33 protein-coding genes are annotated in these 22,315 nt (G+C 67.8%); 30 read left to right on the top strand and 3 right to left on the bottom strand.

The window, feature by feature from the left end; all coding sequences use genetic code 11:
* The 28 genes from tuf (at position 1) to rplQ (ending at position 15,377) form a co-directional block, all read left to right on the top strand.
* Positions 1–1,188, top strand: coding sequence for an elongation factor Tu (tuf, locus tag EP26_RS17630; protein WP_043337546.1), 1,188 nt, complete (start codon positions 1–3; stop codon positions 1,186–1,188).
* A gap of 34 nt (positions 1,189–1,222) precedes the next feature.
* Complete coding sequence (rpsJ, locus tag EP26_RS17625) at positions 1,223–1,531, top strand: 30S ribosomal protein S10 (RefSeq protein WP_007004401.1); 309 nt, start codon at positions 1,223–1,225, stop codon at positions 1,529–1,531.
* A 20-nt stretch (positions 1,532–1,551) separates the two neighbouring features.
* Positions 1,552–2,238 (top strand): 50S ribosomal protein L3, encoded by a 687-nt coding sequence (gene rplC, locus EP26_RS17620; protein ID WP_043340454.1) that lies wholly within the window; start codon positions 1,552–1,554, stop codon positions 2,236–2,238.
* A 12-nt stretch (positions 2,239–2,250) separates the two neighbouring features.
* Complete coding sequence (gene rplD / locus EP26_RS17615) at positions 2,251–2,868, top strand: 50S ribosomal protein L4 (RefSeq protein WP_043340452.1); 618 nt, start codon at positions 2,251–2,253, stop codon at positions 2,866–2,868.
* Positions 2,865–3,191: a 50S ribosomal protein L23 gene (locus tag EP26_RS17610; protein ID WP_043340450.1), complete on the top strand. Its 327-nt coding sequence runs from the start codon at positions 2,865–2,867 to the stop codon at positions 3,189–3,191. The genes rplD and EP26_RS17610 overlap by 4 nt, the downstream gene beginning before the upstream one ends.
* 3 nt (positions 3,192–3,194) lie before the next feature.
* Positions 3,195–4,031 (top strand): 50S ribosomal protein L2, encoded by an 837-nt coding sequence (rplB, locus tag EP26_RS17605; protein WP_043340448.1) that lies wholly within the window; start codon positions 3,195–3,197, stop codon positions 4,029–4,031.
* 5 nt (positions 4,032–4,036) lie between these two features.
* Complete coding sequence (gene rpsS, locus EP26_RS17600; RefSeq protein ID WP_043340447.1) at positions 4,037–4,315, top strand: 30S ribosomal protein S19; 279 nt, start codon at positions 4,037–4,039, stop codon at positions 4,313–4,315.
* A gap of 4 nt (positions 4,316–4,319) precedes the next feature.
* Positions 4,320–4,721, top strand: a complete 402-nt coding sequence (gene rplV / locus EP26_RS17595) for a 50S ribosomal protein L22 (RefSeq protein WP_043340445.1) — start codon at positions 4,320–4,322, stop codon at positions 4,719–4,721.
* A 1-nt stretch (position 4,722) separates the two neighbouring features.
* Positions 4,723–5,400: a 30S ribosomal protein S3 gene (gene rpsC / locus EP26_RS17590; protein ID WP_043340443.1), complete on the top strand. Its 678-nt coding sequence runs from the start codon at positions 4,723–4,725 to the stop codon at positions 5,398–5,400.
* 13 nt (positions 5,401–5,413) lie between these two features.
* On the top strand, positions 5,414–5,836 hold the full coding sequence (gene rplP, locus EP26_RS17585; RefSeq protein WP_043340441.1) for a 50S ribosomal protein L16: 423 nt from the start codon (positions 5,414–5,416) through the stop codon (positions 5,834–5,836).
* 4 nt (positions 5,837–5,840) lie between these two features.
* Complete coding sequence (gene rpmC / locus EP26_RS17580; RefSeq protein WP_043340439.1) at positions 5,841–6,056, top strand: 50S ribosomal protein L29; 216 nt, start codon at positions 5,841–5,843, stop codon at positions 6,054–6,056.
* Between the two features lie 16 nt (positions 6,057–6,072).
* Positions 6,073–6,345, top strand: coding sequence for a 30S ribosomal protein S17 (gene rpsQ, locus EP26_RS17575; protein ID WP_043340438.1), 273 nt, complete (start codon positions 6,073–6,075; stop codon positions 6,343–6,345).
* Positions 6,342–6,710, top strand: a complete 369-nt coding sequence (gene rplN / locus EP26_RS17570) for a 50S ribosomal protein L14 (protein ID WP_043340437.1) — start codon at positions 6,342–6,344, stop codon at positions 6,708–6,710. The genes rpsQ and rplN overlap by 4 nt, the downstream gene beginning before the upstream one ends.
* Before the next feature lie 2 nt (positions 6,711–6,712).
* Complete coding sequence (gene rplX, locus EP26_RS17565) at positions 6,713–7,033, top strand: 50S ribosomal protein L24 (protein ID WP_043340436.1); 321 nt, start codon at positions 6,713–6,715, stop codon at positions 7,031–7,033.
* Positions 7,030–7,713, top strand: coding sequence for a 50S ribosomal protein L5 (rplE, locus tag EP26_RS17560; RefSeq protein ID WP_043340435.1), 684 nt, complete (start codon positions 7,030–7,032; stop codon positions 7,711–7,713). The genes rplX and rplE overlap by 4 nt, the downstream gene beginning before the upstream one ends.
* Positions 7,714–7,763: 50 nt before the next feature.
* Positions 7,764–8,069, top strand: a complete 306-nt coding sequence (gene rpsN / locus EP26_RS17555; protein ID WP_043340433.1) for a 30S ribosomal protein S14 — start codon at positions 7,764–7,766, stop codon at positions 8,067–8,069.
* Between the two features lie 12 nt (positions 8,070–8,081).
* Positions 8,082–8,480, top strand: a complete 399-nt coding sequence (rpsH, locus tag EP26_RS17550) for a 30S ribosomal protein S8 (protein ID WP_043340429.1) — start codon at positions 8,082–8,084, stop codon at positions 8,478–8,480.
* A gap of 14 nt (positions 8,481–8,494) precedes the next feature.
* On the top strand, positions 8,495–9,028 hold the full coding sequence (rplF, locus tag EP26_RS17545) for a 50S ribosomal protein L6 (protein ID WP_043340427.1): 534 nt from the start codon (positions 8,495–8,497) through the stop codon (positions 9,026–9,028).
* A complete protein-coding gene (gene rplR, locus EP26_RS17540) occupies positions 9,028–9,390 on the top strand; it encodes a 50S ribosomal protein L18 (protein ID WP_043340425.1) in 363 nt (120 codons plus the stop codon). Before rplF ends, rplR begins: the two co-directional genes overlap by 1 nt.
* Before the next feature lie 11 nt (positions 9,391–9,401).
* Entirely contained in the window at positions 9,402–10,052 is a 651-nt protein-coding gene (gene rpsE, locus EP26_RS17535; protein ID WP_043340424.1) for a 30S ribosomal protein S5, read from the top strand.
* On the top strand, positions 10,045–10,233 hold the full coding sequence (rpmD, locus tag EP26_RS17530) for a 50S ribosomal protein L30 (protein ID WP_043340421.1): 189 nt from the start codon (positions 10,045–10,047) through the stop codon (positions 10,231–10,233). Before rpsE ends, rpmD begins: the two co-directional genes overlap by 8 nt.
* A 16-nt stretch (positions 10,234–10,249) precedes the next feature.
* Positions 10,250–10,750 (top strand): 50S ribosomal protein L15, encoded by a 501-nt coding sequence (gene rplO, locus EP26_RS17525; protein WP_043340419.1) that lies wholly within the window; start codon positions 10,250–10,252, stop codon positions 10,748–10,750.
* Between the two features lie 117 nt (positions 10,751–10,867).
* Positions 10,868–12,226: a preprotein translocase subunit SecY gene (gene secY, locus EP26_RS17520; RefSeq protein ID WP_043340418.1), complete on the top strand. Its 1,359-nt coding sequence runs from the start codon at positions 10,868–10,870 to the stop codon at positions 12,224–12,226.
* Positions 12,227–12,249: 23 nt separating this feature from the next.
* Positions 12,250–12,903 carry an adenylate kinase gene (locus tag EP26_RS17515; protein ID WP_043340417.1) on the top strand — a complete coding sequence of 218 codons (654 nt, stop codon included), beginning with the start codon at positions 12,250–12,252 and terminating at the stop codon, positions 12,901–12,903.
* Positions 12,904–13,079: 176 nt separating this feature from the next.
* On the top strand, positions 13,080–13,457 hold the full coding sequence (gene rpsM / locus EP26_RS17510) for a 30S ribosomal protein S13 (protein WP_043340414.1): 378 nt from the start codon (positions 13,080–13,082) through the stop codon (positions 13,455–13,457).
* Between the two features lies 1 nt (position 13,458).
* Positions 13,459–13,860 carry a 30S ribosomal protein S11 gene (gene rpsK, locus EP26_RS17505; protein WP_043340413.1) on the top strand — a complete coding sequence of 134 codons (402 nt, stop codon included), beginning with the start codon at positions 13,459–13,461 and terminating at the stop codon, positions 13,858–13,860.
* A gap of 45 nt (positions 13,861–13,905) precedes the next feature.
* Entirely contained in the window at positions 13,906–14,922 is a 1,017-nt protein-coding gene (locus EP26_RS17500; RefSeq protein ID WP_043340411.1) for a DNA-directed RNA polymerase subunit alpha, read from the top strand.
* A gap of 26 nt (positions 14,923–14,948) precedes the next feature.
* On the top strand, positions 14,949–15,377 hold the full coding sequence (gene rplQ / locus EP26_RS17495) for a 50S ribosomal protein L17 (RefSeq protein WP_043340410.1): 429 nt from the start codon (positions 14,949–14,951) through the stop codon (positions 15,375–15,377).
* Positions 15,378–15,413: 36 nt separating this feature from the next.
* On the opposite strand, the gene EP26_RS32105 is transcribed toward rplQ, so the two are convergent.
* A complete protein-coding gene (locus EP26_RS32105) occupies positions 15,414–16,250 on the bottom strand; it encodes an FkbM family methyltransferase (protein ID WP_169747426.1) in 837 nt (278 codons plus the stop codon).
* 146 nt (positions 16,251–16,396) lie between these two features.
* On the opposite strand from EP26_RS32105, the gene EP26_RS17485 reads away from it, so the two are divergent.
* Both EP26_RS17485 and EP26_RS17480 read left to right on the top strand, forming a co-directional pair.
* Complete coding sequence (locus tag EP26_RS17485; protein ID WP_043340405.1) at positions 16,397–17,554, top strand: YncE family protein; 1,158 nt, start codon at positions 16,397–16,399, stop codon at positions 17,552–17,554.
* A gap of 69 nt (positions 17,555–17,623) precedes the next feature.
* Positions 17,624–18,820, top strand: a complete 1,197-nt coding sequence (locus EP26_RS17480) for an LLM class flavin-dependent oxidoreductase (RefSeq protein WP_211259466.1) — start codon at positions 17,624–17,626, stop codon at positions 18,818–18,820.
* 3 nt (positions 18,821–18,823) lie between these two features.
* On the opposite strand, the gene EP26_RS17475 is transcribed toward EP26_RS17480, so the two are convergent.
* Both EP26_RS17475 and EP26_RS17470 read right to left on the bottom strand, forming a co-directional pair.
* Positions 18,824–20,593 (bottom strand): ABC transporter ATP-binding protein/permease, encoded by a 1,770-nt coding sequence (locus EP26_RS17475; RefSeq protein ID WP_052389315.1) that lies wholly within the window; start codon positions 20,591–20,593, stop codon positions 18,824–18,826.
* Between the two features lie 210 nt (positions 20,594–20,803).
* On the bottom strand, positions 20,804–22,156 hold the full coding sequence (locus EP26_RS17470) for a hypothetical protein (RefSeq protein ID WP_043340404.1): 1,353 nt from the start codon (positions 22,154–22,156) through the stop codon (positions 20,804–20,806).
* Positions 22,157–22,315: the final 159 nt, after the last annotated feature.

Genomic DNA, 22,315 nt, shown 5'->3' with positions numbered 1-22,315 from the left:
ATGGCGAAGGCGAAGTTTGAGCGGAACAAGCCGCACTGCAACATTGGGACGATCGGGCATGTCGACCATGGCAAGACGTCGCTGACGGCGGCGATCACCAAGGTTCTGGCGGAGACGGGTGGCGCGACCTTCACGGCCTATGACCAGATCGACAAGGCGCCGGAGGAGCGGGCTCGTGGCATCACGATCTCGACCGCACATGTCGAGTACGAGACGCAGAACCGCCACTACGCGCATGTGGACTGCCCCGGCCACGCCGACTACGTGAAGAACATGATCACGGGCGCGGCGCAGATGGACGGCGCGATCCTGGTGGTCTCGGCCGCTGACGGCCCGATGCCGCAGACGCGCGAGCACATCCTGCTGGCCCGCCAAGTTGGCGTCCCCGCCCTGGTGGTGTTCCTGAACAAGATGGACCTGGCCGACCCCGACCTGGTCGAGCTGGTGGAGATGGAGGTGCGCGAGCTGCTCTCCAGCTACCAGTTCCCGGGCGACGACATCCCGATCATCAAGGGCTCGGCGGTGGCGGCCCTCGAGGACAAGACGCCCGAGATCGGCAAGAACGCCGTGCTCGAGCTGATGGCGGCGGTGGACAGCTACATCCCGCAGCCGGAGCGTCCGAAGGACATGCCGTTCCTGATGCCGATCGAGGACGTGTTCTCGATCTCGGGCCGCGGCACGGTGGTGACGGGTCGCGTCGAGCGCGGCATCGTCAAGGTCGGCGAGGAAGTCGAGATCGTCGGGCTGAAGAACACGGTGAAGACGACGGTGACCGGCGTCGAGATGTTCCGCAAGCTGCTGGACAGCGGCGAGGCGGGCGACAACATCGGCGCGCTGCTGCGCGGCACGAAGCGCGAGGACGTCGAGCGCGGCCAGGTCCTGGCCAAGCCCGGCTCGATCACGCCGCACACCGGCTTCAAGGCCGAGGCCTACATTCTGACCAAGGAGGAGGGCGGGCGCCACACGCCGTTCTTCACCAACTACCGGCCGCAGTTCTACTTCCGGACCACCGACGTGACCGGGATCGTGAAGCTGCCGGAAGGCGTCGAGATGGTGATGCCGGGCGACAACGTGACGATGGATGTCGAGCTGATCGCCCCCATCGCCATGGACCAGGGGCTCCGCTTCGCCATCCGCGAGGGCGGCCGCACCGTCGGCGCCGGCGTCGTTGCGAGCATCGTGAAGTAAGCCTTAGGCTCAGTCGAGGATCGGTCCGCTCACCATGGACAGCCAGAATATCCGCATCCGCCTCAAGGCGTTCGATCATCGCGTGCTCGATGGCAGCACGCGGGAGATCGTGAATACCGCGAAGCGGACGGGCGCCCGTGTGCGCGGCCCGATTCCGCTGCCGACGGAGATCGAGCGTTTCACCGTCAACCGCTCGCCGCATGTCGACAAGAAGTCGCGGGAGCAGTTCGAGATCCGCACGCATCGCCGCCTGCTCGATATCGTCGACCCCACCCCGCAGACCGTGGACGCGCTGATGAAGCTCGACCTCGCCGCGGGCGTGGATGTCGAGATCAAGCTCTAAGGCCAGGGGAGACTATAGTCATGGCCGCCAAGACCGGCCGCACCGGCCTGATCGCCAAGAAGCTGGGTATGACCCGGATCTTCAACGACGATGGCAGCACGGTCCCCGTGACCGTCCTGCATCTCGACGAGGTGCGTGTGATCGCTCGCCGCAGCGCTGAGAAGGATGGCTATGACGCCGTCCAGCTCGGCATCGGCCGCGCGAAGCCCAAGAACGTTACCAAGGCTAATCGCGGCCACTTCGCCAAGGCTGGCGTCGAGGCTCCGAAGAAGCTGGTCGAGTTCCGCGTCGGTGCCGATGCGGCACTCGAGCCGGGTGCGCGGCTGAGCCCCGCACATTTCGTGAAGGGCCAGGTCGTCGACGTCACCGGCGTCTCGAAGGGCAAAGGCTTCGCTGGCGCCATGAAGCGCTGGAACTTCGCCGGCCTTGAGGCCTCGCACGGCGTGTCGATCAGCCATCGTTCGCATGGCTCGACCGGCAACCGGCAGGATCCGGGCAAGACCTTCAAGAACAAGAAGATGGCAGGTCATCTGGGTGTTGAACGCATCACCACCCAGAATCTCGAGATCGCGGGTGTCGATCTCGACAAGGGCCTGTTGCTGATCAAGGGCGCGGTGCCTGGGTCCAAGGGTGGCTACGTGCTGGTGCGGGACGCGGTGAAGCGCGCGCGCCATGCCGAGGCTCCCTTCCCGACGGCCGCGGCGTAAGGACCAAGTACGATGCAGGTTCCGGTCATCACGCTGGATAACGGCACGGCAGGCGAGATCGAGCTGCCGGAGGCGCTGTTCGCGGCGCAGCCGCGCGCCGATATCATGGCGCGGGTCGTTCACTGGCAGCTCGCCAAGCGGCGGGCGGGTACGCATAAGGTGAAGGGGATGGGTGAAGTCTCCGGCACCACCAAGAAGCCGTATCGGCAGAAGGGCACCGGCAATGCCCGTCAGGGCTCGCTGCGTGCGCCGCAGTTCCGCACCGGCGGCGTGGTGCATGGCCCGGTCGTCCGCGACCACGGCTATTCGCTGAACAAGAAGGTTCGTCGCCTCGGCCTCATCAGCGCCCTCAGCCAGAAGGCGGCCGAGGGCAAGCTGGTGGTGCTCGACACCGCTTCCGCCGGCGAGGCGAAGACTGCGGTGCTGGCGAAGCAGCTCAAGGCGCTCGGCTGGACCAGCGCGCTGGTCGTGGATGCGCAGGTGGATGAGGGCTTCGGCCGCGGCATCCGTAACCTGCCGCACATGCATGTGCTGCCGACGATCGGTGCCAATGTGTACGACATCCTGAACCACGACGTCCTCGCGGTGACCCGCGCCGGCGTTGCGGCGCTGACGGAGCGGCTGGCATGAGCGAGGCCCAGGAGAAGAAGCCGGTCCTCTCGCGGGAGCGGATGTATCAGACCATCCTCGCCCCGGTGGTGACGGAGAAGGCGACGCTGCTGACCGAGCAGGGTCAGGTCGTCTTCAAGGTGCCGCTTGAGGCGACGAAGCCGGAGATCAAGGCCTCGGTCGAGACGCTGTTCGGCGTGAAGGTGCTCGCGGTCAACACCCTCGTGGTGAAGGGCAAGACGAAGCGCTTCCGCAATCGTCCGGGCCAGCGTTCCGACTGGAAGAAGGCCATCGTGCGCCTGGCCGAAGGCCAGACCATCGATCTGACGACGGGGCTCGCCTAAGCCATGGCGCTCAAGAATTTCAACCCGATCACGCCGAGCCTCCGCGGCACCATCCTGATCAAGCGGGATGAGCTGTGGAAGGGTAAGCCGCTCAAGCAGCTGACGGAGGGCAAGTCCCATTCCGGCGGCCGTAACAACCATGGTCGCACCACTGTCCGGTTCCGGGGCGGCGGGCACAAGCAGAGCTACCGTATCGTCGACTTCAAGCGGCGGACGAAGCTCGGCGTGCCGGCGACGGTCGAGCGGCTCGAGTATGACCCGAACCGCACCGCCTTCATCGCGCTGGTGAAGTACCAGGATGGCGAGCTCGCCTACATCCTGGCGCCGCAGCGACTGAAGGCCGGCGACCAGGTCGTCGCCGCCGAGCGGGCCGATATCAAGCCGGGCAACGCGATGCCGCTCGGCTCCATCCCGGTCGGCACCATCGTCCACAATGTCGAGCTGAAGCCGGGCGCCGGCGGCAAAATCGCACGTTCGGCTGGCACCTATGTGCAGCTGGTCGGCAAGGATGCCGGTTACGCACAGCTGAAGCTGATGTCGGGCGAGGTCCGCACCGTGCGCGCCGAGTGCATGGCGGCGATCGGCGCGGTGTCCAATCCGGACAACTCGAACCAGCAGATCGGCAAGGCCGGTCGCTCCCGCTGGCTGGGCCGCCGTCCGCATAACCGCGGCGTGGTGATGAACCCGGTCGACCACCCGCATGGTGGTGGCGAGGGCCGCACCAGTGGTGGCCGTCATCCGGTCACCCCCTGGGGCAAGCCGACCAAGGGCGCGAAGACGCGCAACAACAAGCGGACGGACCGGCTCATTGTCCGCCGCCGCACCGCGACGAAGGGCTGAGGGCGATGCCGCGCAGCGTATGGAAGGGGCCGTTCGTGGACGGCTTCCTGCTCAACAAGGCGGAGGCCGCCCGGGCTTCGACGCGCAACGAGATCATCAAGATCTGGTCGCGCCGCAGCACGATCCTGCCGCAGTTCGTCGGGCTGACCTTCGGTGTCTACAACGGGAAGAAGTTCATCCCGGTGCAGGTCTCGGAGAACATGGTGGGGCACAAGTTCGGCGAATTCTCGCCGACGCGGACCTTCACCGGGCATTCGTCCGACAAGAAGGCGAAGCGGGGCTGATCCGATGAGCAAGCCGAAGCACGAACGCAGTCTCCCCGAGACCGAAGCGCAGGCCATTCTGCGGAACATCCGCGTCAGCCCGCGCAAGCTCAACCTGGTCGCCGGCCTCATTCGCGGCCGACGCGCGCAGGACGCCATTGCGACGCTCGCTTTCAGCAAGCGCCGTATCGCCCAGACCGTGAAGAAGACGCTGGAGAGCGCGATCGCCAATGCCGAGAACAACCACCAGCTGGATGTCGACCAGCTCGTGGTGTCCCGCGCCGAGGTCGGCCGCTCGCAGGTGATGAAGCGCTTCTCCGCCCGCGGCCGCGGCCGTGCGGCCCGCGTTGAGAAGTGGTTCAGCCATCTGAAGATCGTGGTCGCCGAACAGCCGGCCGCGGCACCGGCCCAGCAGGAGGCCGCGTAACATGGGTCACAAAGTCAATCCGATCGGCTTCCGGCTCGGCATCAACCGCACCTGGGACAGCCGCTGGTTCGCGGATGCCGACTACTCCCGGCTGCTGCACGAGGACCTGAAGCTGCGTGACACGCTGCGCACGCGCCTCAAGGGCGCCGGCGTCAGTCGCGTGGTGATCGAGCGTCCGGCGAAGAAGCCGCGTGTCACGATCCACGCGGCCCGCCCGGGCGTCGTCATCGGCAAGAAGGGCGCCGATATCGAGGTTCTGCGCAAGGACCTGGCGCGGCTCGCCGGGGCCGAGGTGGCACTGAACATCGTCGAGATCCGCAAGCCCGAGATCGACGCGACGCTGGTCGCCGAGAGCATCGCGCAGCAGCTCGAGCGCCGCGTCGCCTTCCGTCGCGCCATGAAGCGCGCGGTGCAGTCCGCCATGCGCCTCGGCGCCGGCGGCATCCGGATCAACTGCTCCGGCCGGCTCGGCGGCGCCGAGATCGCCCGGATGGAATGGTACCGTGAGGGCCGCGTGCCGCTGCATACGCTGCGCGCCGACCTCGACTTCGGCACCGCCACCGCCAAGACCACCTATGGCACCTGCGGCGTGAAGGTTTGGATTTTCAAGGGTGAGATCCTGGCCCATGACCCGATGGCGCAGGACAAGCGCGCCGCCGAACAGGCGCCGCAGCGCTGAGGGATGATGTGAGATGCTGCAGCCCAAGCGCACCAAGTTCCGCAAGGCCCATAAGGGCCGCATCAAGGGTCTCGCCAAGGGTGGGTTCTCGCTGAGCTTCGGCGGGTTCGGCCTAAAGGCGCTGGAGCCGGAGCGGGTCACCGCCCGGCAGATCGAGGCCGCCCGTCGTGCCATCACCCGCGCGATGAAGCGCCAGGGCCGGGTCTGGATCCGCATCTTCCCGGATGTGCCGGTCTCGACCAAGCCCGCCGAAGTCCGCATGGGCTCCGGCAAGGGCGCGCCGGAATACTGGGTGGCCCGCATCAAGCCGGGTCGCATGATGTTCGAGATCGACGGCGTGTCCATCGAGACGGCGCGCGAGGCGCTGACCCTCGGCGCCGCCAAGCTGCCGATCCGGACCAAGATCGTGTCGCGCCTCGGCGCGGCGGAGGCGTAAGACCATGACCAAGATCGCGGATATCCGCGCCAAGACCCCGGACGAGCTGTCTACCCAGCTCCTCGACCTCCGGAAAGAGCAGTTCAACCTGCGCTTCCAGCGGGCGACCGGGCAACTCGAGGCGACTGGCCGCATCAAGCTGGTGCGGCGTGACATTGCCCGCATCAAATTCGTCCTGTCCGAGCGGCGTCGCTCGGCAGCTTCTCAACCCAAGGCTTAAGGGGAGACCGGCGGCTATGCCGAAGCGCGTCCTCACGGGCCGGGTGGTCAGCGACAAGATGGACAAGACGGTCACCGTCCTTGTCGAGCGTCGCGTGATGCATCCGCTCTACAAAAAGTTCATCCGGCGTTCGAAGAAGTACGCCGCCCATGACGAGGCCAATCTCTGCAAGGAAGGCGACCTCGTGCAGATTGAAGAGTGCCCGCCGCTGTCCAAGCGGAAGGCCTGGATGGTAGTGCTCCGCAACGGTAATCCGTTGACGGCCACGAGTGAGGCGGTGTCCGCATGATCGGCGTCGAAGCAAACCTCGACGTCGCCGACAACTCCGGTGCGCGCCGCGTCCAGTGCATCAAGGTGCTCGGCGGCTCAAAGCGGAAGACGGCCTCGGTCGGCGACGTCATCGTCGTCTCCGTGAAGGAGGCGATCCCGCGCGCCAAGGTGAAGAAGGGTGAGGTGCATCGCGCCGTCATCGTTCGCACCTCCTATCCGGTGCGCCGCATCGACGGCACGGCGATCCGTTTCGACAACAACGCCGCCGTGCTGATCAACAAGCAGGGCGAGCCGATCGGCACCCGCATCTTCGGACCGGTCGTGCGCGAGCTTCGGGCGCGTAAGTACATGAAGATCATCTCGCTGGCGCCGGAGGTCCTCTGACCATGGCCGCGAAGATCAAGAAGGGCGACCGGGTCCAGGTGCTGACCGGCCGCGACAAGGGCAAGCGCGGCGAGGTCATTGCCGTGTTGCCGACCGAGAAGCGTGCCCTGGTGCAGGGCGTGAACGTGGTGAAGCGCCACCAGAAGCCGCAGGGCATGAACCAGCCCGGCGGCATCCAGGAGAAGGAGGCGCCGATCCACGTCTCGAACCTGGCGCTCCTCGACCCGAAGTCCGGCAAGCCGACCCGCGTTGGGTTCCGCGTGCTGGAGGATGGGAAGAAGGTGCGGGTGGCGAAGCCTTCGGGCGAGGTGCTTGACGCATGAGCGATTCGAAGAAGGGCGGCGCCAAGAAGGGCGCCCCGGCCAACGCCAAGAAGCCGGAAGCCAACCGCGAGGAAGGCAGCCGCACCGTCACGACCGTCGCCGCGAAGCCCGGCAAGTCCGCCGCTTCGCCGGCCGAGCGTACGCGCCTTGCGACCTTTTACGCTGAGGTCGTTCGGCAGCGCCTGGTCGAGGAGTTCGGCTACAAGAACCCGATGGAAGTGCCGAAGCTCGAGAAGATCGTCATCAACATGGGCGTCGGCGAAGCCGCGGCCGATGGCAAGAAGCTCGACGCCGCGGTCGCCGACCTGACGGCCATCGCCGGCCAGAAGCCGGTGCGGACCAAGGCGAAGAAGGCGATCGCCGGCTTCAAGATCCGCGAAGGCCAGCAGATCGGCTGCAAGGTGACGCTGCGCAAGGCGCGGATGTACGAGTTCCTCGACCGGCTCGTCACCATCGCGCTGCCGCGCGTGCGGGACTTCCGTGGCCTCCCCGGCACTAAGGGCTTCGACGGCCGTGGCAACTTCGCCATGGGCTTGAAGGAGCAGATCGTGTTCCCCGAGATCAACTACGATCGCGTGGACACGGTCCGGGGCATGGACATCCAGTTCGTCACCACGGCGAAGACCGATAAGGAAGCGAAGGCGCTGCTCAAGGCGTTCCAGCTTCCCTTCCAGAACTGATCTTGGAAAACCGCCCGGCGAGCCGGGCAGGTTCCGGAGGATAGAACCGTATGGCCAAGACTTCGGCAGTCGAGAAGAACAAGCGTCGGGCGAAGCTCTCGTCGACGCATGCTGCCAAGCGCGCGGCGCTGAAGGGTATCGTCATGGATCGCACCCTGCCGGTCGAGGACCGGTTCGATGCGACCCTGAAGCTCGCCCAGCTGCCGCGCAACGGCGCCAAGGTGCGCGTGCGCCTGCGCTGCGAGCTCACTGGCCGCCCGCGCGGCAATTATCGCAAGTTCAAGCTCAGCCGGAACATGCTGCGGGAGCTCGCCAATACTGGCCAGCTGCCCGGCGTGACCAAGGCGAGCTGGTAAGGGAGCGGGGATATGTCTCTGTCCGATCCGCTCGGGGATCTGCTCACCCGTATCCGCAACGCCCAGCGGGCCCGGCAGACGCGTTGCGTCGCCCCGGCCAGCCGGCTGCGGACCGATGTGCTCGACGTGCTGAAGCGTGAAGGCTACATCCGCGCCTGGCGGGTGGAGCAGGAGCGCCCCGGCGTCAGCCGCATCGAGATCGAGCTGAAGTATTCCGAAGGCGAGCCCGCCATCAAGGAGATCACCCGCGTCTCCAAGCCCGGCCGGCGCGTCTACAGCAAGATCAAGGAACTGCCGAAGTTCTACAACGGGCTCGGCATCTCCATCCTCTCCACGCCCCGTGGCGTGATGAGCGATACCGAGGCCCGCACCGCCAATGTTGGCGGTGAAGTCCTCTGCCGCGTGTTCTAAGGGAGGGATACAGCATGTCGCGCGTCGGCAAATATCCCGTCCCGGTCCCGAGCGGCGTCCAGGTGGCGCTGCAGGGCCGGACCGTGGTGGCCAAGGGCCGGAATGGCGAGCTCAAGCTCGACCTGACGGATGAAGTTGATGTGGAGATCGCGGACAACCAGGTGGCGGTGAAGCCGCGCCGGGACGACCGCCGCAGCCGCACCATGTGGGGCACCACCCGCAGCCTGATCAACAGCATGGTGACGGGCGTTTCCACCGGATTCACTAAGTCGATGGAGATCAACGGCACCGGCTACCGCGCCGCGGTGCAGGGCAAGGATCTGGTTCTGAACCTCGGCTACAGCCACGAGGTCCGCTACCCGATCCCCGAGGGCATCAAGATCACCTGCGAACGCCCGACCGCCGTGAAGGTGGAAGGGGCGGACAAGCGTCAGGTTGGTCAGGTTGCCGCCGAGATCCGCGCCTGGCGTGGACCCGAGCCTTACAAGGGCAAGGGCGTGCGCTACACCGATGAGCAGATCCTCCGGAAGGAGGGTAAGAAGAAGTAATGGCCGACAAGCTCGCACTGCAAACGCGCCGGCGGTCCCGCCTGCGCTACCAGCTGAAGATCAAGAGCGGCGGCCGTCCGCGGCTTTCCGTCTTCCGCTCGGGCAAGCACATCTACGCCCAGGTGATCGACGACGCCCAGGGCCGCACCCTCGCCGCCGCGTCTTCCATCGAGAAGACGATGCGCGAGTCGCTGAAGACCGGCGCCGACAAGGACGCCGCGACCCAGGTCGGCAAGCTGGTGGCTGAGCGCGCTCGTGCTGCCGGCGTCGAGAAGGTCGTCTTCGACCGCGGGCCTTACCTGTATCATGGCCGGGTCAAGGCCCTGGCCGACGCCGCCCGCGAGGGCGGGCTGTCGTTCTGAGGATCGCATAGATGGCACGTACCCCTCATAGCGGTGGCGGCGGCGAGCATGGCGGCGAGGGCGGCGATCGCCGTCGTGGCCGCGGCCGTGGCCGCGAGAACGAGAACCGCCAGGAGCGCCAGGACGGCGACGAGCTGAAGGACAAGCTCGTCACCATCAACCGCGTCGCCAAGGTGGTGAAGGGTGGCCGCCGGTTCAGCTTCGCCGCGCTCGTCGTGGTAGGCGACCAGAAGGGCCGCGTTGGCTGGGGCGCCGGCAAGGCCCGCGAGGTGCCGGAGGCGATCCGCAAGGCAACCGAGCAGGCGAAGCGGACCATGGTCCGCGTGCCGATGCGCGAAGGCCGGACCCTGCACCATGACGTCATCGGCGAGTTCGGCGCCGGCCGAGTGATTCTGCGGGCGGCGCCCGCCGGTACCGGCATCATCGCCGGTGGCCCGATGCGCGCCATCTTCGAGACGCTCGGCATGGGCGATGTCGTGGCCAAGTGCCTCGGCTCGACCAACCCGCACAACATGATCAAGGCCACCTTCGCGGCCCTGACCCGCAGCACGAGCCCGCGTGCCGTCGCCTCCCGGCGCGGCAAGAAGGTCTCCGACCTGCTGGGCCCGCGCAAGGACCAGGCCCCGGCCGAGGCTTCGGCCGCGGAGGCTCCGAATGTCTGAGACGAAGAAGACCGTGAAGGTGACCCAGACCGGGTCGCCGATCGGGCGCAAGCCGGGCCAGCGCGAGACGCTGATCGGCCTCGGCCTCAACAAGATGCACCGTTCGCGGGAGCTGGAGGACACTCCGGCGGTTCGCGGCATGATCCGTAAGGTGGCCCACCTCATCAAGGTGGAAGGCTGAGCGGGGAGCAAGACCCATGAAACTGAACGAGCTGCGCGACAATGACGGCGCGCGCTACAAGTCGAAGCGGCTTGGCCGCGGCATCGGCTCCGGCAAGGGCAAGACCTCCGGCAAGGGCGTGAAGGGCCAGAAGGCGCGCGAAGGCGTGTCGCTGAACGGCTTCGAGGGCGGCCAGCTGCCGATCTACCGGCGGCTGCCGAAGCGAGGCTTCGTCAACATCTTCCGCAAGGAATATGCCCCGCTCAACCTCGGCCGTCTCGAGCAGGCGATCGCCGAGGGCAAGCTGCCCGGTGATCAGCCGATCGATGAGGCGGCGCTGCGCGCGGCCGGCATCGTCCGTACAGGGGCGAAGCTCGCCGGCGTGCGGCTGCTGGGCCATGGCACGCTGAGCCGGGCGGTGACCATCACCGTCTCCGGCGCCTCGGCCAGTGCGGTCGCGGCTGTGCAAGCTGCGGGTGGCACGATCACCCTGCTGAACCCGCCCGCGGCGGCCGAAGAGGCGCCCGCGGAGGCGTGATGCTTGCGGCCCGCCGGGCCGCTCGCTACCTAAGTACAGGTTCGTGGCTGCGGCGCCACGGCCGGGGGGCTTCCCCTCGGTTGTTGGCGCCGCTGTCGTGAGGAGGGTTTAGGATCCATGGCCTCCGCAGCGGAGCAGCTTGCGGCCAATCTCAATCTCGGGGTGCTGTCGAAGGCGACCGAGTTGAAACGGCGCCTCTGGTTCACCCTGGGCGCGCTCCTGGTCTATCGCCTCGGCACCTATGTGCCGGTGCCCGGTGTCGATGCCGGAGTGATGGGCGAGATCCTGCGTCAGCATGGCGGCGGGATTCTCGGCATGTTCGACATGTTCACGGGCGGCGCGCTCGGGCGCATGACCGTCTTCGCCCTGAACATCATGCCTTATATCTCGGCGAGCATCATCATCCAGCTGATGACGGCGGCCGTACCGGCGCTCGAGACCCTGAAGAAGGAGGGCGAGTCCGGCCGGAAGAAGATCAACCAGTACACCCGCTATCTCACCGTCCTGATTGCCATATTCCAGGCCTACGGTATCGCCGTCGGCCTCGAAAGCATGCGCGGCAATTTCGGCCCGGCGGTGGGCGATCCCGGCATGTTCTTCCGCGTCTCCTGCGTCATCACCCTGGTCGGCGGGACGATGTTCCTGATGTGGCTGGGTGAGCAGATCACCGCCCGCGGGGTCGGCAACGGCATCTCACTCATCATCTTCGCCGGCATCGTGGCCAACCTGCCGCATGCGCTGGTCTCTCTGCTGGAGCTCGGCCGCACCGGCGCGTTGTCGACCTTCTTCATCATCGCCTTCATCGCCATTGCGCTTGCGGTGATCGCGCTCGTCGTCTTCGTCGAGCGGGCGCAGCGCCGCATCCCGGTGCAGTACCCGAAGCGCCAGGTCGGCAACCGCATGTTCGGCGGCGAGAACACCCATCTGCCGCTGAAGCTGAACACCGCCGGCGTCATCCCGCCGATCTTCGCCTCCTCCTTGCTGCTGCTGCCGGCGACCATTGCCGGATTCGCGGTCGATCCTGCCTCGGATGGCTGGCTGGCTCAGATCAGCGCCGCGCTCGCCCATGGCCAGCCGCTTTATATGGCGCTCTACCTGGCGCTGATCGCCTTCTTCGCCTTCTTCTACACCGCGGTGGTCTTCAATCCGGTGGAGACGGCGGACAACCTGAAGAAGTACGGCGGGTTCGTCCCCGGCATCCGCCCGGGCCAGCACACGGCCGACTATTTCGACCGGGTGCTGACCCGGCTGACCGCGGTCGGCGCCCTCTATCTTTGCCTCGTTTGTATCCTGCCCGAACTGCTGATCAGCAATTACGGCGTGCCCTTCTATTTCGGCGGCACCTCCCTGCTGATCATCGTCTCGGTGACGATGGACACGGTCGCGCAGGTGCAGTCCCATCTCTTCGCGCACCAGTATGAAGGCCTGATCCGCAAGGCCCGGCTGGGTGGCCGCGGCGCACCGCGGCCGCGTTGAAGCAAGGGGAGGGGGATAAGGCTATGAATCTGATCCTGCTGGGTCCGCCCGGGGCGGGGAAGGGAACCCAGGCCAAGCGCCTGGAGGACCGCCACGGGCTGAAGCAGATCTCGACCGGCGACATGCTGCGCGCCGAGGTCCGCTCGGGCAGCGAGGTTGGCCTGCAGGCCAAGGCGATCATGGAGCGGGGCGAGCTGGTCCCGGATGCCATCATCATCGCCATGCTGGCCGGCCGAGTCGCCCAGCCGGATGTCGCCCAGGGCTTCATCCTGGACGGCTTCCCCCGTACCGTACCGCAGGCGGAGGCGCTCGACCTGATGCTGAAGGAGAAGGCCATGCCTCTCCACCACGTCATCGAGCTCCAGGTGGATGATGTGGCCCTGGTGGACCGCATCTCCGGCCGCTTCACCTGCGCCAAATGCGGAGAGGGCTACCACGACCAATTCAAGCCGCTGGCCAAGCACGGCACCTGTGATGTTTGCGGCAGCGGCGAGTTCACCCGCCGCGCCGACGACAAGGCAGAGCTGGTAGCTGCCCGGCTGGAAGCCTATCACCGCCAGACCGCGCCCCTCCTGCCGTATTACGCCGCCCAAGGCGTGCTCCGGGTAGTGGACGGCATGGCGGAGATGAACGAGGTTGCCCGGCAGATCGAGGCGATCTTGGGGGACAAGGGTTGACGGCAAGGGGTCTCTCGGTATAGTCCGCGCCTCTCGCGGTCAGAGGCAGCCCTTGGTCCCAGGTCCAAGGTACTCCCGGCCGCGTTTCGCCGTTGGCATTTTTGGGTTGATCATATCGTCGGGCGGGGGATCCCCATCTGGCGGGAGCAGGAGCGACAGGCTCCAGGAGCTGAGCAGTGGCGCGCATCGCCGGAGTGAACATCCCCACGAACAAGCGCGTGCAGATCTCGCTGCGCTACATCTACGGCATCGGCCCGAAGAACGCGGCCGAGATCTGCGGGAAGCTGAGCATCCCCGAGGACCGTCGTGTCAACCAGCTGACGGACGAGGAAATCCTCCGCATCCGCGAGCTGATCGACCGTGAGTACCGCGTGGAGGGTGACCTCCGCCGTGAAGTCGCGATGAACATCAAGCGGCTCATGGACATGGCCTGCTACCGTGGCCTGCGTCACCGCCGGGGCCTGCCGGTCCGTGGCCAGCGCACCCACACCAATGCCCGCACGCGCAAGGGCAAGGCCGTGGCCATCGCCGGCAAGAAGAAGGTGACGAAGTAATATGGCCCGCGAACCCCGTGGCGGCGCTCGCGCGCCGCGCAAGAAGGAACGGAAGAACATCTCTTCCGGCGTGGCCCATGTGCTCGCCAGCTTCAACAACACCATCGTGACGATCACGGATGCCCAGGGCAACGCGATCGCATGGTCCTCCTCCGGCAGCCAGGGCTTCAAGGGCAGCCGGAAGTCCACCCCCTACGCCGCGCAGGTCGCCGCCGAGGATGCCGGCCGCAAGGCCCGCGAGCACGGGATGGAGCAGCTGGAGATTATGGTGAGCGGTCCCGGTTCGGGCCGCGAGTCGGCGCTCCGCGCCCTGCAGGCGGTCGGCTTCTACGTCACCGCCATCCGGGACGTGACGCCCATCCCGCATAATGGTTGCCGCCCGCGCAAGCGTCGCCGCGTCTAAGACGCGGCTCTTGTCCTTGCGTGTGGTTGGCCTAGGAGACTGTTCGTGATCGAGAGGAACTGGCGGTCGCTCATCCGGCCCGAGAAGCTGGGCGTCGAGGTCGGCGCCGACCCCGAGCGCACCGCGACCATCGTCGCCGAGCCGCTGGAGCGTGGCTTCGGCATGACGCTCGGCAATGCGATCCGCCGCGTGCTGCTGTCCTCCCTCCAGGGGGCGGCCGTTACGGCGATCCGCATCGACGGTGTGCTGCATGAATTTAGCAGCATCCAGGGCGTCCGCGAGGACGTCACGGATATCGTGCTGAACGTGAAGCAGCTTGCCATCCGGATGCAGGGCGAGGGGCCGAAGCGCCTGGCGCTCACCGCAACCGGCCCTGGCGAGGTGACGGCTGGCCAGATCCAGACCACGGGCGACATCGAGATCGCCAACCCCGATCTCGTCATCTGCACCCTCGACGACGGCGCCCGCCTCTCGATGGAACTGACGGTCGGTACCGGCAAGGGCTACGTGCCTGCGGCGATGAACCGCCCCGAGGATGCGCCGATCGGCCTCATCCCGGTGGACGCCATCTACTCGCCGGTCCGCCGCGTCGCCTATCGCGTCGAGCCGACCCGCGTCGGCCAAGTGACCGACTACGACAAGCTGGTCATGACCCTCGAGACCGACGGCACCGTCGCCCCCGAGGACGCCGTGGCGCTCGCCGCCCGCATCCTGCAGGACCAGCTGCAGCTCTTCATCAACTTCGACGAGCCGCGCGAGCGCAAGGTGGAGGAGGAGCGGGACGATCTGCCCTTCAACCGCAACCTGCTCCGCAAGGTGGACGAGCTCGAGCTCTCCGTCCGCTCGGCGAACTGCCTTAAGAACGACAACATCGTCTATATCGGCGATCTCGTGCAGAAGACCGAGCAGGAGATGCTCCGCACGCCGAATTTCGGCCGCAAGTCGCTGAACGAGATCAAGGAAGTCCTGGCCTCGATGGGCCTCGGGCTCGGCCTCACCGTCACCGGCTGGCCGCCCGAGAACATCGAAGACCTGGCGAAGAAACTCGAAGAGCCGTTCTGAGTCCGGCGGATTAGGAAGCCCATACCATGCGTCACGGGATTGCCGGCCGGAAGCTCGGCGTCACCTCCACCCATCGCCTCGCCATGTTCCGCAACATGGCGACGAGCCTGCTGAAGCACGAGCAGATCACCACCACCCTGCCCAAGGCGAAGGAGCTGCGCCCCTATGTGGAGCGCATCATCACCCTCGGGAAGCGTGGCGGCCTGCATGCGCGCCGCCAGGCCTATGCGCAAATCATGGACCAGAAGGTGGTGGACAAGCTCTTCACCACCATTGCCGAGCGCTACAAGGCCCGCAACGGCGGCTACACCCGCGTGCTGAAGGCCGGCATCCGCTACGGCGACGCCGCTACCATGGCAGTCATCGAACTGGTCGACCGCGATCCGGCGGCGAAGGGCCTCGACAGCGGCCCGAAGCCGGAGCGCCCCGAGGCCGATCAGGCTGAGGCGGGCTGAGATCGAGAGGGCGGCGGGGCAACCCGCCGCCCTTTTTCATGGCGCCGGCCGCATCATCACCAGGTCGCCATGCGGCAGGCCGGGCAGGCTATCCGCCGGCACCTTCTCCAGCATCCCGCCCTTCGCCACCCGCCAGAAGCCGAAGCCCAGCTCGCCGCCCAGCCAGGCGATCAGCGCGCCGAGGTCGCTTCGCACCGCCATCATCGGCGCCGACCATTCGGTGACGATCCGCAGCCCCGGCGAGCGCGCGATCAGCTCCGCCGCCCCACGCAGCACCCGCGGCTCCGAACCCTCGGCATCCATCCGTAGCAGCTGGATCGAGGGCAGCGCGGCCAGTGCCGCATCCAACGTCACGGCCGGCACCGTCACGCGACGCGAGTAATTCGCCGCCTCCCCTTCGAAAGCAAGATGCCCGCTGCCGATATGCTCGGGGTCGCTGCTGAAGCTTACGTCGCCCGGCGCGTCCAGCGCCGCGACTGGATAGAGCGTCACCCGCCCACCGAAGCCGTTCACCGCGATCGTCGCCCGCAACAGCGGCAGTACCGCCGGATTTGCCTCGAAGCTGTGGACCTGCCCTTCCGGCCCCACCGCCTCCGCCATGGTCAGCGTGTGGTAGCCCATATTGGCTCCGACTTCAGCCACCCGGTCCCCGCGCCGCAGCAGCCGGCCGAGCACCGCCTCCACATCCATCTCCCAGGTGCCATGGACGGCGATATGCGGCGTTAGGCCGAGGTCGCGCGTATCGAGGTAGATCATCTGTCCGCGATGCGTCAGCGCCAGCGCCCGGCCTCCGCCGAGATAGCAATAGGGCTGCACGGGCCGGGCCGGGGGAGGGGGCAGGGGAACGTTCTTCATCCGGATGCGGCGCAGCACCGCACGCAAACTCAATGCCATACAGAATCGAACCCCCGAATCGCCGCAATCTCCCACCCCGGCCGGTCGCCGCACAAGCCTTGCCTGCGGCTTGCCTGCGGCGGACACTCCGCCACGGGCTCCAGGCCCGCGGGAGGAACGAACACATGCGTCACTGGCTGCTGGCCGGCATCATCGCATCAAGCCTTGGCATGGGCCCGGTTTCGGCGCAGCTCCTGCTCTCGGCGAACGACAACAAGATGGTGCTCGACAACGGCGCGGCCCGCACCCTCCGCGAGTCTCCAGCCGATACCCTGACGGTCATCGACCTCGCCTCCGGCACGCCGCGCATCCGCGCCGAGATCGCCGTCGCCGCCAGCGTCGTCGGCCCGCCCGTCTCCGTCGCCATCACGCCTGATGAGCGCCTCGCCCTCGTCACCGGCAACCAGCAGCGCGACCCGGCCGATCCCGCCCGCCTCATCGCCGGCAACACCATGGCGGTGGTGGACCTCACCACCTCGCCACCCCGCGTCGTGGCGACTTTGCCGACCGGCGTGGCGCCCGCAGGCGTCTCCATCAACCGCGCCGGCACCCTCGCCCTTGTCGCCAACCGCGCGGAGGGCACGGTCGGCGTCTTCCGCATCGCCCATGGCCAGGTGACCGCCATCGGCAAGGTGGAGATCGGTCCGGTCTCCTCCGAGGTTTCACATGTCGCCTTCACACCGGACGGCCGCCGCGCCCTGGTCACCCGCTACGGCGACCATCTGGTGAATGTGCTGCAGATCGAGGGCGAGCGGGTGGTGAAGCTCGACCGCGACATCACCACCGGCGTCCGCCCCTACGGCCTCGCCATCACCGCCGATGGCCGCTACGCCACCGTCGCCAATATCGGCCGCGGCAGCGGCGATGCCGATACCGTCAGCCTCATCGACCTGACCCGCGAGCCCTACCGCATCGTCGACACGGTGAGCGTCGGCCAGACACCCGAGGGCATCCAGACCGGGCCGGACCCACGCCTCGTCGCGGTCACGGTGATGAATGGCTCCAACAAGCCCGCCGGCTCGCCCTTCGCCGGGCCGGGCTTGGTGAAGCTCCTTCGCATCGACAACGGCCGCCTCTCGGTCATCGCCGAGGCGCAGGTCGGTACCTGGTCGCAGGGCGCCGCCTTCTCGCCGGATGGGCGGATGCTCTTCGTGGGCAACATGGTGGAGAAGGACATCTCCGTCCTCCGCGTCGCCGAGGATGGCAAATTGAGCGAGGCCGGCCCGCGCCTCCGCATCGGCGGCGGCTCCGTGGCGCTGCGGGTGGCCGACCGGCCGCGATAACCACTCGGTTGACCGCCCCGCCGCCCGTTTCTAGCCTCGTCTCGACGTCCGAGAAGAAAGGCACCCCTGATGGCCCATCGCGGCTTGCGCTTCGGCATCTTCCTCGCGCCCTTCCACCGCGTCGGCGACAACCCGACCCTCGCCCTCGGCCGCGACCTCGAGCTGATCCAGTGGCTCGACACCCTCGGCTACGACGAGGCCTGGATCGGCGAACACCACTCCGCCGGCTGGGAGATCATCGCCTCACCCGAGATCTTCATCGGCGCGGCGGCCGAGCGCACCAAGCACATCAAGCTCGGCTCCGGCGTCACCTCGCTGCCCTACCACCACCCCTTCCTCGTCGCGCAGCGCTTCGTCCAGCTCGACCACATGACGCGCGGCCGCGCCATGCTCGGCTGCGGCCCCGGCGCCCTCGTCTCCGACGCCTATATGATGGGCATCAAGGCCGAGGATCAGCGCCGCATGATGGATGAGAGCCTCGGCGCCATCATGAAGCTGCTCGCCTGCGAGGAGCCGGTGACGATGAAGACCGACTGGTTCGAGCTGAACCAGGCCCGCCTCCACCTCGCCCCCTACACCTACCCGCACTTCCCGATCGCGGTGGCCAGCGCCACCACCCCCTCCGGCGTGCTGACGGCCGGCAAGCACGGCGTCGGCCTGCTCTCGCTGGGCGCCGGCCTCCCCGGCGGCAATGCCAAGCTCGCCGAGCACTGGCGCCAGGGCGAGGCCGAGGCGGCGAAGCACGGCAAGACCATGCCGCGCGACGGCTGGCGCCTCGTCGTCAACATGCATTGCGCTGAGGAGGACGAGCGCGCCTTCCACGACGTCGCCCGCGGCGAGCGGCTGGAGACGCTCAGCTATTTCAGCGAGACCCTGGGCCGCCCGCCGATGCGCAGCGAGAACCCGCTAGGCGACGGGCTGAAGGCCGGCACCACCCTGGTCGGTAGCCCGGAGACAGTGGCGAAGGGCATCGAGCGCCTGCTCGAATACACCGAAGGCGGCGCCGGTGCCGTGCTCTTCCGCGCCCATGAATGGGCCAACCGCGAGGACACGCTGCGCAGCTACGAGCTCTTCGCCCGCTGGGTCATGCCCCGCTTCCAGGGCAGCCTGACCATGCCGCTGCAGTCCCGCGAATGGTGCAGCGAGAACCGCAGCGGCATCTTCGGCCCGAGCATGAATGCGCTCCGAAAGGCCTTCACCGATGCCGGGCAGGAGGTGCCGGACCACATCCGGCTCCGCCTGCATACCGGCAAGGTCGAGTTGTAGTGCTCAACGGTACGGCGCCACCACCAGCGCCGGCAGCACCACCGCAGGGCGCGGCGCCGTAAGCCGCGCGCCCTGCGGCCCGGCCTCGAGCTGCAGCACCCGGTCATGGTGCTCGGCGAGGCCAGGCCGGTGGCCGATCGACACCAGCGTCGCCTCTGCGAGATCGGTGGAGAACAGCCCCATCAGCGCAGCCTGCCCGGCATCGTCGAGCGCCGAAGTCGCCTCGTCCAACAGCACCCAGCGCGGCCGGTGCAGCAGCAGCCGGGCGAAGCCGATGCGCTGCTGCTGCCCGAGGCTGAGCGAGCGATCCCATCGCCCCGCCTCGTCCAGCCGGTTGATCAGCCCCGGCAGCCCGCAGCGGATCAACGCCGCCTGCACCGCCGCATCGCCGAACCGCCCCGCCGGCGCCGGGTAGCAGACCGCCTCCCGCAGCGTCCCCAGCGGCAGATAGGGCCGCTGTGGCAGGATCATCGTCGTCTCCCGCGCCGGCGCCCGGACCACGCCCTCGCCCCAGGGCCAGAGCCCGGCGGCCGCCCGGAACAGCGTGCTCTTCCCCGTGCCGCTCTCGCCGCGGATCAGCACCCGCTCCCCGGCGCGGATTTCGGCCGAGGCGCCGGCGATCAGCACGTTGCCCTCCGGCCCGCGCAGCGTCAGCGCCTCGAAGGCCAGCACCTCGCCGCCTTCCTCGACCTCGATCCCACTCTCGGCTCGCAGCGCCTCAGCGGCATCGAGGCTGTCCTCCAGCGCCACGATCCGCTCGACATGGCTGCGCCAGTCCGCCAGCCGCGGCCAGCTTTCCTGGAACCAGGAAAGGGCGCGCACCACCTCTGTGAAGGCCTGCGCCATCTGCATCAATGCGCCGAGCGTCAGCGCGCCCGCGAAGTACTGCGGGCTCGCCAGCAGCAGCGGGATGACGGCTGCGACCATCCCATAGCCCGAGCCGAGCCACATCAGCTGCCGCTCCGTCCGCAGCAGCTGGTGCATCACCCCGACAACGTGTCCGAAGCTGCCGCGCAGCCCCGCCGCCTCATCCGACCCGCCGCGGATAAGCGCAACGGCCTCGGCACTCTCGCGCAACCGCAACAGGGTGAAGCGATGGTCGGATTCCGCCTGATTGCGTCGGATGTTGATGTCGACCATCGGCCGCCCGATCAGCCAAGTCAGCGTCCCGCCCGCCAGGGCGTAGAGGCCGGCGACGATCACCAGGCTGCCTGGCACCTCCATCCCGCCGAGCCGCACCGCATCCGAGAGCGTCCAAAGCACGCCAGTGAAGGAGACAAGCGTCAGCAGCGCCTGAAGCAGCCCAACCGTCAGGTCGACCGCCATGACCGTCGCCCAGCGCGTGTTCTCGCTGATCCGCTGGTCCGGGTTGTCCGCCGCATCCGCCATGAGCCCCATGCGGTAGTGGCAGGCATCCGCCAGCCAGCGCTCCTGCAGGTGATGCACCAGCCAGCGCCGCCAGCGCAGCGCCAGCATCTGCCGCGCCCAGAGCAGCGCGACGGCGATCGCCATGCTCAGCCCGGCGAGGATGAGGAAGGTCGAGACCTGCCCCGCGCTCGCCGCCGCCTGCCGCGCCTCGAGAGCGTTGAAGAAGTCGCGGTGCCAGAGATTGAGGCGGAGCTGGGTGCCGATCTGCGCCAGGGTGAGAGCCAGCGTCGCCGCCGTCAGCGCCCAGGCCACGCCCCGTTCCTCGGAGCCAAACCAGCCTTGCGCCATGCGCCAGATGCGCCGGAAGGCGCTTTGGGAAGGGGGCTGGATGCGGGAAGCGGCCAAGGCGAAATCTCCCGTCTGAAATCAGTACGGGATGAGATATACAAAACACCGTGAGGGCCGCAAGGCAATTGGGGCAGGATTGCGGCTGAAGCATGGCAAGTGTGACTTCCGGGCTGTCCGCTCCCGCTGGCGTGACCGCAAGGGGGCCCACCACTCGCCCGCACGCCACGGAGGACGCGCCAAGGCGGCGCATCCCCCTCCACCGGCCATTCAGGCGATGACGGCGTCTACCTCCGAGCGCAGCGCGGCCGAGAGCGCATCGCCAAGCGCCAGCAGATCCGCCGAGGTCGGGTCGTCGCCGATGGGCAGTAGGATGCCGTTGGCGACCGGCAGCGTCTCCTTGTAGCCGGCCGTGCCGTTCACCTCACCCGGCGTGCCCTCGCCCTCGGTCGCGGGCAGGGCAAGGCCATGCACCTGTACTTCGCGTCCGGCCAACCGATCCTCCAGCTCGGCGAAGATCGCCGCCTGCGCTGGATCGCTGGTGTCGAAGCGGTAGGTCTCGCTCAGCCGCAGCGTCCCGTCGGCATCCGCCTGCGGGAAATCCACGCCGGTCTTGGCATTGCTGACCGAGCCGTTCGCCGTCAGCGCCTGGATCACCGGCCCGACCACGGCCGCGCCCTCGCTATCTTCGACGAAGCCATCCCGGTCTGCGTCCAGCCGATAGTTCGGCAACAGTGAGGGGCTGTCATCGGCAAAGCCATGGATATGCGCGGCGTGGACCTGCTCCGGCGTGAGCCCCGTCATCCAGAGCTCGACTGAGATGGTCGCCGCCTCCCGGTCGATCTGCACCCCGGCAAGGCCGAGTGCGCCGGAGCCGTTGGAGGGCGCCATCAGCGCCACGAACCGGTCGGCATCGCTTGTGGCAACCTCCGGCCGCTCCGGCGCCAGCGCCTCCCGGCCTTCGGCCTCCGGGCTCAGCGTATAGGGCGCCAGTTGCGCCAGCACGGCCGAGGCCTTGTCGAGGAAGCTGGCGCCATCGCCCCCGAAGGCCTTGTCCAGCCCCGGCAGGTCGAGCAGCTGCCCCTGCGCCACCGGCACCTGCGGATTGTAGCCGCCCGGCCCGAAAACCTCGCCCGGCGTGCCGGTGCCATAGCCGCGCGGCAATTCGAGGCCGTGGAATTCCAGCACTCGCCCCTCGAGCCGCGCGTCCAGCCGCTCCTGGATTGCCGCCTGGCCGGCATCATCGGGGTCGAGCTCATAGGTCTGGCGGAAATTGATGGTCCCCGCGGCATCCGCCTTCGGAAAGTCGGTCGGCCAGGTTTCGAGGAAGTACCCGGCCCGCCCGGATTCGGTGAGCCCGGCGATGACCGGCCCATAGGCCGATCCCTCGCCCTCCCGCGTCTCGACGATGCCGTCGCCATCGGCGTCGTCGGTTGCCAGCGCCAGCCGCTCCGGCCGGTCGTCGAGGAAGCCGTGCAGGTGGAAGATGTGCATCTGCTCCGGCGTCAGGCCCGAGGCGGCGACCTCGGTGGTGAGCAGGTTGCCGTCCAGCGTCACCCGCGCAAGGCCGAGAACGCCGGAGTTGTTGGCTGGCGTGAGCAGGCTGTAGACCGTCTGTGCCATGGGAGTCCCTCCGCGAGGCCAGGCTCCCTTGCATGGGTCGCTTCGCCGCGGACCGGAACCCGCCCGGCCGCCTGTCTGCTCGCTCCCCCGCAACGCGAGGCGGCGGCCCGGACGCAGGCCCGGGCTGCTCACATATCAGACAGGATAAATTCCGGGACA

Origin of the sequence: Belnapia moabensis DSM 16746 (genome assembly GCF_000745835.1) — a bacterium.
GTDB classification, from domain to species: Bacteria; Pseudomonadota; Alphaproteobacteria; order Acetobacterales; family Acetobacteraceae; genus Belnapia; species Belnapia moabensis.
The sequence above is the reverse complement of the archived record's forward strand: the minus strand, read 5'-3'. Positions and strand labels throughout refer to the sequence as shown.

Excerpts from the sequence above, each read along its gene's own strand:
- rpmD (WP_043340421.1), top strand. The coding sequence starts at position 10,045 with ATGTCTGAGACGAAGAAGACCGTGAAGGTGACCCAGACCGGGTCGCCG.
- rplQ (WP_043340410.1), top strand. The coding sequence starts at position 14,949 with ATGCGTCACGGGATTGCCGGCCGGAAGCTCGGCGTCACCTCCACCCAT.
- EP26_RS17470 (WP_043340404.1), bottom strand. The coding sequence starts at position 22,156 with ATGGCACAGACGGTCTACAGCCTGCTCACGCCAGCCAACAACTCCGGC.
- rpmC (WP_043340439.1), top strand. The coding sequence starts at position 5,841 with ATGACCAAGATCGCGGATATCCGCGCCAAGACCCCGGACGAGCTGTCT.
- rpsN (WP_043340433.1), top strand. The coding sequence starts at position 7,764 with ATGGCCAAGACTTCGGCAGTCGAGAAGAACAAGCGTCGGGCGAAGCTC.
- rpsJ (WP_007004401.1), top strand. The coding sequence starts at position 1,223 with ATGGACAGCCAGAATATCCGCATCCGCCTCAAGGCGTTCGATCATCGC.
- rplP (WP_043340441.1), top strand. The coding sequence starts at position 5,414 with ATGCTGCAGCCCAAGCGCACCAAGTTCCGCAAGGCCCATAAGGGCCGC.
- EP26_RS17610 (WP_043340450.1), top strand. The coding sequence starts at position 2,865 with ATGAGCGAGGCCCAGGAGAAGAAGCCGGTCCTCTCGCGGGAGCGGATG.
- rplV (WP_043340445.1), top strand. The coding sequence starts at position 4,320 with ATGAGCAAGCCGAAGCACGAACGCAGTCTCCCCGAGACCGAAGCGCAG.
- rplN (WP_043340437.1), top strand. The coding sequence starts at position 6,342 with ATGATCGGCGTCGAAGCAAACCTCGACGTCGCCGACAACTCCGGTGCG.
- secY (WP_043340418.1), top strand. The coding sequence starts at position 10,868 with ATGGCCTCCGCAGCGGAGCAGCTTGCGGCCAATCTCAATCTCGGGGTG.
- EP26_RS17485 (WP_043340405.1), top strand. The coding sequence starts at position 16,397 with ATGCGTCACTGGCTGCTGGCCGGCATCATCGCATCAAGCCTTGGCATG.
- rpsK (WP_043340413.1), top strand. The coding sequence starts at position 13,459 with ATGGCCCGCGAACCCCGTGGCGGCGCTCGCGCGCCGCGCAAGAAGGAA.
- EP26_RS17515 (WP_043340417.1), top strand. The coding sequence starts at position 12,250 with ATGAATCTGATCCTGCTGGGTCCGCCCGGGGCGGGGAAGGGAACCCAG.
- rplF (WP_043340427.1), top strand. The coding sequence starts at position 8,495 with ATGTCGCGCGTCGGCAAATATCCCGTCCCGGTCCCGAGCGGCGTCCAG.
- rpsQ (WP_043340438.1), top strand. The coding sequence starts at position 6,073 with ATGCCGAAGCGCGTCCTCACGGGCCGGGTGGTCAGCGACAAGATGGAC.
- rplC (WP_043340454.1), top strand. The coding sequence starts at position 1,552 with ATGGCCGCCAAGACCGGCCGCACCGGCCTGATCGCCAAGAAGCTGGGT.
- rplX (WP_043340436.1), top strand. The coding sequence starts at position 6,713 with ATGGCCGCGAAGATCAAGAAGGGCGACCGGGTCCAGGTGCTGACCGGC.
- rpsS (WP_043340447.1), top strand. The coding sequence starts at position 4,037 with ATGCCGCGCAGCGTATGGAAGGGGCCGTTCGTGGACGGCTTCCTGCTC.
- rpsE (WP_043340424.1), top strand. The coding sequence starts at position 9,402 with ATGGCACGTACCCCTCATAGCGGTGGCGGCGGCGAGCATGGCGGCGAG.
- rpsC (WP_043340443.1), top strand. The coding sequence starts at position 4,723 with ATGGGTCACAAAGTCAATCCGATCGGCTTCCGGCTCGGCATCAACCGC.
- rplD (WP_043340452.1), top strand. The coding sequence starts at position 2,251 with ATGCAGGTTCCGGTCATCACGCTGGATAACGGCACGGCAGGCGAGATC.
- rplR (WP_043340425.1), top strand. The coding sequence starts at position 9,028 with ATGGCCGACAAGCTCGCACTGCAAACGCGCCGGCGGTCCCGCCTGCGC.
- rplB (WP_043340448.1), top strand. The coding sequence starts at position 3,195 with ATGGCGCTCAAGAATTTCAACCCGATCACGCCGAGCCTCCGCGGCACC.
- rplE (WP_043340435.1), top strand. The coding sequence starts at position 7,030 with ATGAGCGATTCGAAGAAGGGCGGCGCCAAGAAGGGCGCCCCGGCCAAC.
- EP26_RS17480 (WP_211259466.1), top strand. The coding sequence starts at position 17,624 with ATGGCCCATCGCGGCTTGCGCTTCGGCATCTTCCTCGCGCCCTTCCAC.
- tuf (WP_043337546.1), top strand. The coding sequence starts at position 1 with ATGGCGAAGGCGAAGTTTGAGCGGAACAAGCCGCACTGCAACATTGGG.
- rplO (WP_043340419.1), top strand. The coding sequence starts at position 10,250 with ATGAAACTGAACGAGCTGCGCGACAATGACGGCGCGCGCTACAAGTCG.
- rpsH (WP_043340429.1), top strand. The coding sequence starts at position 8,082 with ATGTCTCTGTCCGATCCGCTCGGGGATCTGCTCACCCGTATCCGCAAC.